We start from the raw sequence: 12,138 nt of genomic DNA on the forward strand, positions 1-12,138 counted from the left end.
TTAGAAAAATAGTTTACAATTTTATTTTATTTATGAAATCATACTTTTTTATTGTAACGGGTGTAACTGGTTCACCGTAAAAATCTATTGGCTCTCCTGTTACTTCACAATCAAATTGTTCTAATATTCTTATAGTTATATCTCTAGCTTCAATAAAAACCTTCTCTACATCAAGATTAAAAATTTCATTTAGTGAAAATATAATCATTTTTTTACCTATTCCTAAGCTCCGTAACTTTCTATTAACTGCAAATCTCCCCAAATGCCATTGATTACTTTCAACCCAACCGGCCAACACTCCTATGATATCTTCTCCTACTTTTGCACACCACCAAATCGGATTTAACCCTTTATCTATAGGTATTAATTTTTCAGGAATATTTTGCTCATAAGTAAATACTTCTATTGCTAACCTAATTGCATCATCCATATAATTTGACGAGACTTTCTCTATTTTTATTCGACGATTATCTTTTATGAGATTATTTTTTAATGCAAGAAGATGAAATTCTTTAAATGCTTTTGCAATGCCATTATTGCCATCCTCATATCCAAAATGCAGGATTTGATTAATAAACTTATTAGACTCATAATCTCCATTTATTATGGCTTTCATACCTAATGGTAGCATACTAATATATTTCATTCTTTTGTCAGTATGAGATTTCTCTATTTTAATAAAATCTTTAACTGCTAAGTTATTAAGAATTCTGCTTAACGAGGCCTTATCAATTCCTAACTGAATTACTAATTCATTAAAAGCAACAATTCCATTTCGTTTAAGGTAACTTAGTATATGTGCTTGAGCTAATGTTAATTCAGAATTTAGACAATTATGATTAAGTAAACCTAATTCTCTTATAATTAGTCGCAGTTCTTTCCTTACTATTTCAACTTCATTCAATCTAATCATTCCTTTTGTTGATATTATCAACAAAATTATACTCTATTGAGATGTATGTTTCAATACAGATTTCATAGATTTACTTATAAAATCATTTGTATATTCAAGATGTTTTCGCATTGCTGCAGAGGCTTCAGAAGCATCATGAACTTCAATTGCTTTAACAATATCTTCATGCTGCTTCTTAACAATATTTCTGCTCTCCGAACTTTTAAACATGTTTTCCACTACCTCTTCAATATCGGATTAACCCCCTCGTTTTGGACAGAATCTAATAAATTCTTCATTTCTATTAAATTTAGACCCTTATTTGAATGTTTGTTAGGTTTTCTTCAAAATAAAGGTTATAAAATTCATGTGGAGCCATAAATCTTAAACTTGAATGTAATCTCCTATTATTGTAGAATTCCATAAATTCATTTACTATTTTGTATGCTTCTCCATAGCTTTGAAATTCATTAATTTTTAAACACTCATCCTCAAGTATTCTGTGAAATGATTCTACATGTGCGTTTTTATTTGGCGTCTTCACTGGTATTCTCTCATGTTCAATTTTAAGTTCTTCACAGCATTCATCAAATTTATGACTTATAAACTGGGGTCCGTTGTCTGTTCTTATTACTGGCTTTTTAGAGTCTTCCTCAAACAAGTTTCTTCTTATTAAGCACTTCCTCAGTAGTGCTGCAGCATCTTTAGCCTCACAGTGTAAACCCATGTGGTAATCTATAATGCTCCTATCAAAGATATCAATTAAATTTAGTAAGTAGAAGAATTTATCCTCACCTTCTATATAGCCATATTTTATATCCATTTCCCATAGTTGATTTGAGCCTGTTATAGTTCTGTTAATTGCAATATTTCTCTTTATTTTAGTTCTAATTATTCTCTGATCTTTAAGTATTCTGAGCTCTTTGCAAAGCCGATAAACCTTCTTATGATTAATCACAAGATTACAATATTTTCTTAAATGGTAAGTTATTTTTCTATATCCATAGTTAATAGCATCCCCGTCAATGGCCTCCAAAATAAATTCCTTAATCTGATCATCGCATACTTTCTCACCATCTCTGTTTATACTATATCCTTTTGGCTTTCCACCTTTAGGCCTAGTCTTTTCTTTGCCTTCTACACTTAAATTATAGTAATATGTTGATCTTCCGAGTTTAACTACTTTAAGTACAAATACTGCATTGTATCCTTGCTCTATATACTTTTTAGCTATTTCTACTTTTTCCTTAATTGAGGGTTTGATTTTTTTATTAAATCTCTAAGAATTGCTATTTCTAAATCTTTTTCTCCTAACAATTTTTTTAGATGATCATTTTCTTTTGTTACCTCTGTCAGCTCATTTTCAAGTTCTTTTTCTCCCTCAACTAAAGCTTTTCTACCAGGCTTAATTTTAATCTCATCCTTATCCTTAGAATTCCTTATCCACGTAAATATAGTTGATTTTGAGAGCCCATGTCTCCTTGATACCAGTGAAACATTTCCTACTTCTTTCACTTCTCTTAATACCTCTTCTTTTAATTCTTTCGTATAACTTTTTCCTTTCATAGTTTACCTCCAATCACTTTCTACATTATAATAAATATAGATGTAATGGTCCAAACCTATTTAGGGGCTTAAGAGATATATTTTTCTATCAGATAGGAAACCGCATACATCACATTGGAAACAAGGCAATTTTCTGATGCCTGCACAATCTTATAATGTATTTTTTTATCGATCTCAGCACTTTTTTCATAGTTTTCTTCACTATTAAATAAATTGATTAGTTCTTTTATTTCCTGAAGCTTGGCATCATTAATATTCACTGCTGCTAAAGCAGCTGTTTCAGGCTCAATTATTTTCCTTAATTCTAAAATTTCATTTGTTTTACTTCCATGAAGCATAAAAGTTATTGAAAGGGGTTCCAACAGACTGTCTTCAAAGCTTTCTTTTATATAATTTCCTTCACCTTGTCTGCACTCAACTATTCCCAGCATCTCCAAAGATCTTAAAGCTTCCCTGATTGATGTTCTGCTGACATTAAGCTGTTCACACAAATCTCTTTCAGAAGGTAATCTATCTCCACATCTTAATTCACCTTTTTTTATTATATCTTTAATCTGTTCTATAACCTGTTCGAAAACCTTTGTATTTTTTATTTCGCTAAACACTTTAAAATTCCTCCATTCGATTTAATTAAAAAACACAAAAAATATATTCCACATAATTGGAGCTAGAAAAACGGTAATAATCCCTGAAATCGCCATAGTCAAACCACTCATTGCTCCCTCCGTTTCTCCTGATTCCATCGCCCTTGCAGTTCCAATCGCATGAGAAGATGCCCCCATTGCAATCCCAAATGCAACTTTATCATTAATTCTAAAAATTCTATATAAAATCGGCCCTAAGATCGAACCTATGATACCAGTAAGTATAATTGCTACAACGGTAACTGATTGTATTCCGCCTAATTGCTTCGAAACTGCCATTCCAATTGGTGTCGTAATCGATTTAGGCATTAAAGATTTTATAAGTATATCAGATACTTTAAAAAATTTAGAAAACATAATTACAAAAATAATTCCGAATATATCACCACATAAAATACTTATGATTATAGGCAAAGCATTTTTTTTGAATAAGGAAAATCTTTTGTACACAGGCAAGGCCAATGCAACTGTTGCTGGATATAGAAAAAATGAGATAAGCTGACCTCCAATATTAAAATCTTCATATTTTATATGCAGTTTTGCAAGTAATATAATCAATATAGCTATGGCTATTAACAAAGGGTTAAAAATTGAAAGTTTTATTTTTTTGTTTATATAAACTCCTATTTCATAAGCAACTAACGATAGTAATACGCCAAATACAGGAGAACTAGTAATTTCATTCATGTAAGCTTCCTCTTCTAAAAAATTTTACGATATAAGCTGTTATTAACCAAACCACTACTGTTGAAATAATTAAAATGCTTATAAACCCTACCCATTTTCCTTTCAATATTGCAAATGATGTTGCCAGACCTACTCCGGCAGGGATAAACAAAAAAGACATATTTGACAATAAGAATTCACATACATCCTCAATCATTTCGACTTTAATTATTCCTTTTTGCAGTGCCAGAAAAAGTAGAATTAAGCCAATAACAGAGCCTGGGATTGGTAAGTGTAGCAGTATTTGCAATACTTGTCCAATAAAATATGTAACTAAAATAATCATTAACTGTTTCAAATATTTCATTAAATTTTTCCGCCTTTCTACAATTCAATTGGTATTATGGTAATACCAATTAAGTTTAGTATACTACCCTTTGCCATATATTGCAATAGCCATGAGCTAATATATTTACTTAATTTACAGAAACATCCTATAGAATTACTTATCCATACTCATCTTCCACTTTGAAGAAACTGAAGGTGTTAGAAATAATAGTCTTTGGTTAAAAATTTGTCTTTAAAAATACAAGAGGTAGGCATATTAATCAATTCATTGACACCTATAAAATAGAATGATATAATAGACAGAACGGTCTATTATATACTGAAAAGGAGATGAATTAAATAAAAGATAAATTAAAATTATTAAGGCAGGAGGCTTTATAATGACGTATAAAACTTTATTATTAGAGAAGCAGAATGGGATAACAATCATAAAAATGAATACGCCCCACAATTTAAACGCAATCTCTCAACAGTCAGTGGAAGATTTGTTTGCTGTGCTCCAAGTGATTAAAAATGATGATAATTGCCGGGTTGTTATTCTGACTGGTGAAGGGAAAGGATTTATTGGAGGTGCGGATATTAAGCACATGGCCTGTTTGGACGCAATAGAAGGCGGGCAATTCTGTTTTGCTGTATCAAAATGTACATTAGAAATGGAGAAAATGGGGAAAGTGTTTATTGCGGCTGTTAATGGATTTGCACTGGGAGCCGGTTTAGAAGTGGCCCTTGGCTGTGATATCCGAATATTCTCAAAGCATGCCAAAATTGGATTTCCGGAAACCGGCTTAGGAGTCATTCCCGGTGCCGGTGGTGCACAGAGACTGCAGCGGTTAGTGGGAATAGGGAAAGCCAGTGAGATAATATTTACTGGTGACATCATTGGTGCAGATGACGCGTTAAGGTTTGGAATCGCAAACCAGGTTACAGAACCGGAATCATTAATGGATACAGCTATGTCCATGGCAGAAAAGATTTTGACAAAATCTCCAGTAGGCACCCGCTTAGCTAAGGAAGCCCTGCAGAAAGGCAGAGATACAGATTTGGAGAAGGCTCTTGAATACGATAAAAATCTATTTGGTTTATGTTTCTCAACAGAGGACAAAAAAGAAGGAATGGCTGCATTTATTGAAAAAAGAAAGCCAGTCTTTAAGTAACTTCAATTCGTAATTTGAATATATAGATCCAAGATTAAATTAATTCTATTTTTAAGAATTAATTTAATTATTACCTCTAATTTTCTAGATTAATTCCTCAGAAACTACATAAATTATAATATCATAAATCAATAGAGGAGGAAATTAATTATGTCAAAAAAGCCATTAGTTCCAGGTGCAGAAAAAAAATTAGATAAGCTTAAAACAGAAACAGCAAATGAATTAGGTGTAGATTTAAATAAAAAGTATGTTGCAGATTTACCATCAAAAAAAATTGGAGCTCTAGCTGGTCCAACAGGTGGTAATATGGTTAAAAAAATGGTTGAGGCTTATGAAAATAAATTGTTAAAATAAATCCATATTTGTTACAATCCAATATCCTATATAACAATTATTTGTAAATAAAATAGACACCCTAAATAACGGGTGTCACTTTGTGATAAAAGATTTACTTTTTATATTTATGTGGTATCTAGATAGTCATATTATATGCAAAGATTGTTATAAAAAAATATTTTCCTCGTTAAATCTTTGTTAAGAATACATCTGACTAAAAACTAAACATATAATGGTGGTTGCAACCATTTTAACGTGCCCTGCAACCTTAGACACGATGACTGGTAATCATCTTCTTACATACTTACAATGAATAATAAAGTTAACCAATGTATATAATTTTACTATAGGTATATTATATTCCCTAATTGTTACAATATTATTTTATATAGGTTAAATAAATATTTACCATATGAATAAAATTTTGCCCCTTAGATTGATAGTAATAAATTTAATAACTTCCTTTCAGCAATGGTGTAATCTTACCAGAATAGTATATGCATAAAGCATGAAGTGCTCTAGTACAGGCAGTATAAAGCAGCAGTCTTTCCTCCTCACAACTATAATTTCCATCTCCTGCATTATATATAAGCACCACATCAAATTCTAATCCTTTAGAAAGGTAAGACGGAATTACCAAGGTATCACTTACATATTCATCATCCTTCATTATGGATTTAACATGAACCTTACCTTTTAAGAAACTGTATACCTCTTCTGCTTCTTTTACGGTCCTTGTTATAATACCAATTGATTTGTAACCTTTCTCATTATATATTTTTACATCCTCAAGAAGTCTTTCCTTTATGGCTCCTTCATCTATGAATCCAAGAAGTAAGGGATCATCTCCACTTCTCTCTACGCATTCACCAGAAATCTCCTTATTAAGCAGCCTTCTTGAAAACTTAGTAATTTCTATTGTTGATCTGTAGCTTTTAGTTAAGTTTATTATGCAGGTATCATCTTTTGAAAATATATTGGATATATTACTATAATCTCCTACATTCATAAACGGATTGATTGATTGGTGTAAATCACCCAGTATGGTGATACTAGCAGACTGGAAAAGCTGATGAAATATCTCATACTGTAACGGTGTATAGTCCTGTGCTTCATCAATAATAACATATTTGATTTCTGAAGTCTTTGGAAGGTCTCCAATGGCACCTTTTAAATATAGAAGAGGCGGCTGATCCTCATAATTAAGTATTCGAGTCTTTAGTTTTTCTAGAGTATAACTTTTGATTTTATCAATTTCCGTCTCACGGTATTTAGTATTTGAACTTGCATAAAAAAATTCAAGTTTTTCAAAAAGTTTTTTATAAATATCCACCAAATCAAGTTCTGTCATCCTATTGATTTCATAATAGATATTCTTCATTTCTTCCTTTACAACATGTGTACTTCTCTTCATAATTTCTACTTTATCTATATAAGAATCCGAATCCTTAAGCTCGCTAGCCACTTCTTCTATCCGCAGTTTTTTATAAGGCTCTACAAGGAACAAAATTCTTTCTCTTATCTTTTCAAGCCTTCTTTTCAGCGGAAGCTTCACATAATCTTTAAAAAATAATTCTTGTATATCCTTAGAGGAAATTATCAAATTACCTCTGAAAATAATATCCGTAAAATTTCTATCCATCTTTTCAAGATACGATACATATCGTTTTAATATATCTAAAAATTCCATAGAAGACTTAAATTTTATACTGCTGATTCTCTTTTGGTAAGAATCTTGCTTCTTAGAAACAAGAATATATTCCATCATCTCGCAATAGTTTTCCTTTATAAGTTCACTGCCTAAGGCCATATGCATATATTCCTTAAACGTAGTCTGGTACATATTGTCTTCTCCAAGCTGTGGCAATACATTGGAAATATAATCATTAAAAATACCATTTGGAGAGAATATCACTATATTTTGAGGCTTTATTTTATCCCGCTGTTTATATAGGAGATAGGCAATTCTATGAAGAGCAACAGAGGTCTTTCCGCTTCCAGCAGGACCCTGGACAATCAGATTTTTGTACTCCTCATTACGAATTACTTTATTCTGCTCTCTTTGAATAGTTGTTACTATTGTCTTCATTTTACTATCAGTGCTTTTACTCAAGATATCCTGCAGCACTTCATCGTCTATCTTAAGATTGCTGTCAAACATATACTCAATTTTACCATTATTAATTTTATACTGTCTTTTCAGTGTGAGCTTCCCATCTACAATTCCTTCAGGACATTCGTAGCTGGCCTCTCCAATTTCGTAATCATAAAACATACTAGAAATTGGCGCACGCCAGTCATATATGAGAATATCATAATTATCATTAATAAGGTTTGAAATTCCAATATAACACTTTTCAGCTTTCTTATCTCCCTTTTCAAGGAAATCAATTCTTCCAAAATAGGGTGATAAAAGCATTCTCTCATATTTTTTCTCAAGTTTTCTGGTAAACTCATGGCCTCTCTTCTCTATTTTCATTGTATTAATGAATTGCATAAAATCTACAATCTGTTCCAGTCCATTGCTTACGGAAACAGAACCTATATCCTGCCACAGTTCCCTTTGTGTTTTAATGGCATCCTTTTTAAATCTTTCTTTAAAATTATGCTTTTCATTAAACTGTTTTCTAACTTCTTTAAGCACCTCCTGCAGCCATTCATTTTCAAGCTTCCATTTAACGTCATTCCTGTTCATGATATACCCCCTCCTTTTTGACGAATAATTAAATAAGATTTTTTTCAAATACTGTTGACACCATTATTATAAGGGTGTATAATATAATTAGAGGTTTATATTATACTTTTATGAAGTGACATTAAATTTAGTGTATCACTTTTATTTTATTATGTCAATGTAAAGACATTTGTCATTGGGCAAGTGTCTTTTTGTAGTGTAATTCATCATAGCTAATTTTAAGTAAAAACTATTAAGTCATTTTTCTCATTTACCTTTCCCATAGCATTTTCTCCGATAAATAATACTTTTATTATATTACAGCCTAATACATTCTTTTTCCGTCACCAAGGATACCCTTGCTCTTAGCTAACATGGCACTACTAAGCTGTACTCATGACTCTCACCGGTTAGATTACACCATGCCGGATGTACCTAAATTGACGTCGTTACCTCGTAGGCATGGGATAACGCATCAATAACAACTTTTTTTGCAGTTTCCTCTGATATTTCTTCTTGTACTTCGAATGAATTATATGGGAGGTCCATAGTCCACCAAGAGATTGATTCTATAATAAATCTTGCTGCTAATTTCAAATCTTCTATTTTCCTAATGTGCCCATATTCTTCAAATAGCTTTAAATACTCATATACACTCGTAAAGAAGTAAGACCTAAATTGCCTGTAAATCTCAACAAATTCTTCATGTTCATTTGTGTTTTTTTCGAAAATTAGACATCCTCTTGCATATTTTGAAATCGTATCAAAAGCATTCGATATCATACTTTGGAAATTATATCCTATTGAGATCTCTTCTTTATGCTTATCAAATTCTTTAGAATTATTTATTAACACTAAATGAACTTCTTTTTCTAATCCTATAAAATCCTTTTCAGTAATTGGCAAACTTAAAGGCCCATGGATATGCTCAGGAGATATGATACATTTAATAACGAATCCATACACTGCTTCTTTACTTTTAAATAAATGATACATACTGCCAACAGCTATTCCGGCAGCCTTTGCTATTTGATTCATCTGCGTCCTTGTATAACCCTGTTTAATAAACATTCTGCTCGCCACATCGAATATTTTATATAATCGCTCATCTGTCATGAATTTTCTCCCCTTTACCTTATTCCTTTTACCTTATCTTTCCCTTTATTATAAATCACGCATACAAGGATTGTCACTAAATAAGACATACTTAATATAAGAACAAATTGCAAATGCGGATTTATCTCAATTTTAAATATTTCATATGCTATAAAAGTCATAATTGGCATATGTACAATGTAAACCTGAAAAGATATCTTATTCAGAAATGATAAAATTCTACTTTTTATCGCTGGAATAAAGGAATGACCTATTCCCAAAATAGAAAAACTAGTTAACAGCTTAACAAGTTTTGCCACATAGCCACGAACACTATACATTTCATTAATTGTATCAAAATAGCAACCCACTTCCCAATAATAAAATAGTATTAGTAAAACTACTGATAAAAAAGTGTATTTATACTTATCACGATCTAAAGTTTTTTGAATTCGATCATCCATTGCAAAGAAATATCCCATTATAAATACATATAAATACCCGATTGGATTTCTTTCTCCTAAAAATGGGAAAATCCAAAATAGAAACGGATATGGCATGCAGATTAATAATATCATCATGGGTTTTGTTAGAAATTCTATTATTTTATCATAATGTTTGCTGTGAATTTTGCAAGCCCATTCTTTAAAAAATGGCAGACACAGTAATGTAAATACAAACAAATATAACAAAAACCATAAATGCATTGGTCCGAACCCTGTTGTCATTGCCTCCATATTTCTTGAAACAGAAGTAAAATATAATTTTATTTGTTCGATAAAGGATTGCTTTCTTCCAATGCTTAATCCATATAAATAAGACGTGATGGGATTTAAAAACACACACCCTAATACCATTGGAATAAGAATCTTTGATACCCTTGTTTTAATTATACTCCCTGCACTTCTTTGTTTTAATGAATAAAATAATGCCATACCTGATATTAGAAACAATATTACCATATGCCATCTTGCTAAAAACATTTGCATATATTTACAGAATATCAATTCAGTATTTGCTCTTGCAAATATAATAATGTTATTATTTAAAATAAACATATCGCATACATGATAGAAGATAATACTTATAACTACAATTGCACGAATCCAATCTAAGTCGTACCTTCTCTTTATTTTATATTTTTCCATAGGCAACCACCTCAAAGCATTTATATGAACGAATAATTCATTCATATAAATAATATCATTATAATTTTTATTTGTAAAGTATTTGAATTAAATCATTACAAACTGCCTTGCCTTGTATCCCAATTGTAAATTCCAAATTTATCTTTACAAAGTAAATTTTGATATAATATTTAAGATATTATGATATAATTTATTTATGAATTATTAAATTGGAAAAGTCAATGCAATGTGGGAATGAAATGTTTTATAAAATAAAAAAGAAACATGTAATATCAATATTAACATCGATAATTGCAATAGTGATTAGTTTTTCTTTTTTTACAAGTATTACAAATAATCCAAAGCAGAATTCTGAAAAAACATCAAATATTGATATACAAGAAATATCTGAAACAGACTCTAAAGATATACAATCATCTGATGTAACCGAAAACTATGGAAATCCTGAAATCATAAGTCGTCATTATATCTATAAAGAAGATGTAGTTCCTCATATCTATAAAGAAGATGTAGTTCCTCATATCTATAAAGAAGATGTAGTTCCTCATGTTATACTTCTTGACCAATAAATATAATAACCATTCCTGTAATAAAAATAAGCACCCTAAATAACGGATGCTTATTTTTAACAATATTATTTTGAAGGGATACAACTTTAATATACTGGCTTCTGGCAGTTGCATTTGAGTTTTAAGTGCCCTGCAACCACAGACACCGGGTTAAATTTTCATATGGGGAACTAATTTATAATCTGTTATATTATTTATTATATATGGTATTTGTTACAATCTAATGTCCTATGTAATAACTATTTGTAAATAATATAAAAAATAGACACCCTGAATAGAGGATGCCTGCTTTGTGTGTAAAGAGCTTATTTTTATGTTAGATTTAGAGTAGTGGTTGCATCCATATTTAAAGTGTCCTGCAACCATAGACACTGGTCGGTCTAAATATCCTCAATGCCTAGGGATATATTATACATGGTCTATTATGTATTATATACATCAATTGTTATCATATTGTTTTGTACAAGTTAAATAATATTTACACATATTAAAAGACACTCGAACTTAATCAAGTGACTTACACAATATATAATATAATTTTTATTTACGGTTTCCCGTATTGTATACCACTACATCTACCGTGTTTAAAAAATCATATATGCTTTTTCTTCTCATTTGTCTTGTAAATGCCATTATAATTTGATTTTTTTATTTTCAATTCTTTTAGCTAAGTCTTTAATTTTTTCTTCAATGGCTTTAGCTGTTTTTATAAACTCATCATCACTTTTCCCAGAAGGATCTTCCAGCCCCCAGTCTTCCTCATACTTTGAAGGTAAAAATGGACAAACTACATTACACCCCATTTTAACTACTATATCAATTTTGGGAAGATCATTAAGTAATTTTGATTTTTGTGTTTCATTTATATCAATATTATATAAACCTTTCATAATTCTTACTGCATCTTGATTTATATTTGGTCTTAATTCTGTTCCCGCAGAATAGGATTCAAATATATCATCTGCAAATAATTTTCCTAAAGCTTCTGCCATTTGTGATCTACAAGAATTGTGTACGCATATAAATGCTACCTTTGGTTTCATAAT

General features: G+C 30.7%; 14 protein-coding genes. 3 read left to right on the plus strand and 11 right to left on the minus strand.

The features are described 5' to 3' along the window. Nucleotides 1–13: 13 nt before the first annotated feature. The 7 genes from CKL_RS12345 to CKL_RS12370 all read right to left on the minus strand — a co-directional run bounded on the left by CKL_RS12345 (nt 14) and on the right by CKL_RS12370 (nt 4,135). Nucleotides 14–904: a bifunctional helix-turn-helix transcriptional regulator/GNAT family N-acetyltransferase gene (locus CKL_RS12345; protein ID WP_041700817.1), complete on the minus strand. Its 891-nt coding sequence runs from the start codon at nt 902–904 to the stop codon at nt 14–16. 42 nt (nt 905–946) lie between these two features. Then, on the minus strand, nt 947–1,123 hold the full coding sequence (locus tag CKL_RS20335) for an FCD domain-containing protein (RefSeq protein ID WP_148204847.1): 177 nt from the start codon (nt 1,121–1,123) through the stop codon (nt 947–949). Between the two features lie 79 nt (nt 1,124–1,202). Then, nucleotides 1,203–2,156: an IS3 family transposase gene (locus CKL_RS12350; RefSeq protein WP_148204824.1), complete on the minus strand. Its 954-nt coding sequence runs from the start codon at nt 2,154–2,156 to the stop codon at nt 1,203–1,205. After that, nucleotides 2,129–2,458, minus strand: coding sequence for a transposase (locus CKL_RS20855; protein ID WP_011989064.1), 330 nt, complete (start codon nt 2,456–2,458; stop codon nt 2,129–2,131). Before CKL_RS20855 ends, CKL_RS12350 begins: the two co-directional genes overlap by 28 nt. A 68-nt stretch (nt 2,459–2,526) precedes the next feature. Then, complete coding sequence (locus CKL_RS12360; RefSeq protein ID WP_012102868.1) at nt 2,527–3,063, minus strand: FadR/GntR family transcriptional regulator; 537 nt, start codon at nt 3,061–3,063, stop codon at nt 2,527–2,529. Nucleotides 3,064–3,084: 21 nt separating this feature from the next. After that, entirely contained in the window at nt 3,085–3,789 is a 705-nt protein-coding gene (locus tag CKL_RS12365; RefSeq protein WP_012102869.1) for an LrgB family protein, read from the minus strand. After that, nucleotides 3,782–4,135 (minus strand): CidA/LrgA family protein, encoded by a 354-nt coding sequence (locus tag CKL_RS12370; RefSeq protein ID WP_012102870.1) that lies wholly within the window; start codon nt 4,133–4,135, stop codon nt 3,782–3,784. Before CKL_RS12370 ends, CKL_RS12365 begins: the two co-directional genes overlap by 8 nt. 361 nt (nt 4,136–4,496) lie before the next feature. Here CKL_RS12370 and CKL_RS12375 point away from each other — a divergent pair, with 361 nt between their 5' ends. Then, nucleotides 4,497–5,270 carry an enoyl-CoA hydratase-related protein gene (locus tag CKL_RS12375; RefSeq protein WP_012102871.1) on the plus strand — a complete coding sequence of 258 codons (774 nt, stop codon included), beginning with the start codon at nt 4,497–4,499 and terminating at the stop codon, nt 5,268–5,270. 150 nt (nt 5,271–5,420) lie between these two features. Beyond that, nucleotides 5,421–5,624 carry an alpha/beta-type small acid-soluble spore protein gene (locus CKL_RS12380; protein WP_012102872.1) on the plus strand — a complete coding sequence of 68 codons (204 nt, stop codon included), beginning with the start codon at nt 5,421–5,423 and terminating at the stop codon, nt 5,622–5,624. 433 nt (nt 5,625–6,057) lie between these two features. Here CKL_RS12380 and helD read toward each other — a convergent pair whose 3' ends face one another. The 3 genes from helD to CKL_RS12395 form a co-directional block, all read right to left on the minus strand. Continuing rightward, nucleotides 6,058–8,301, minus strand: coding sequence for an RNA polymerase recycling motor HelD (gene helD, locus CKL_RS12385; RefSeq protein ID WP_012102873.1), 2,244 nt, complete (start codon nt 8,299–8,301; stop codon nt 6,058–6,060). Between the two features lie 414 nt (nt 8,302–8,715). Beyond that, on the minus strand, nt 8,716–9,396 hold the full coding sequence (locus tag CKL_RS12390; RefSeq protein WP_012102874.1) for a TetR/AcrR family transcriptional regulator: 681 nt from the start codon (nt 9,394–9,396) through the stop codon (nt 8,716–8,718). Nucleotides 9,397–9,410: 14 nt separating this feature from the next. Continuing rightward, nucleotides 9,411–10,523, minus strand: coding sequence for an acyltransferase family protein (locus CKL_RS12395; protein WP_012102875.1), 1,113 nt, complete (start codon nt 10,521–10,523; stop codon nt 9,411–9,413). 239 nt (nt 10,524–10,762) lie between these two features. Between CKL_RS12395 and CKL_RS12400 the strand changes: the two genes are divergently transcribed. Beyond that, nucleotides 10,763–11,092, plus strand: coding sequence for a hypothetical protein (locus CKL_RS12400; protein ID WP_012102876.1), 330 nt, complete (start codon nt 10,763–10,765; stop codon nt 11,090–11,092). Between the two features lie 632 nt (nt 11,093–11,724). Here CKL_RS12400 and CKL_RS12405 read toward each other — a convergent pair. Beyond that, nucleotides 11,725–12,135, minus strand: coding sequence for an arsenate reductase ArsC (locus CKL_RS12405; protein ID WP_012102877.1), 411 nt, complete (start codon nt 12,133–12,135; stop codon nt 11,725–11,727). Between the last annotated feature and the right edge of the window lie 3 nt (nt 12,136–12,138).

It is taken from the genome of Clostridium kluyveri DSM 555, assembly GCF_000016505.1.
GTDB classification, from domain to species: domain Bacteria; phylum Bacillota; class Clostridia; order Clostridiales; family Clostridiaceae; genus Clostridium_B; species Clostridium_B kluyveri.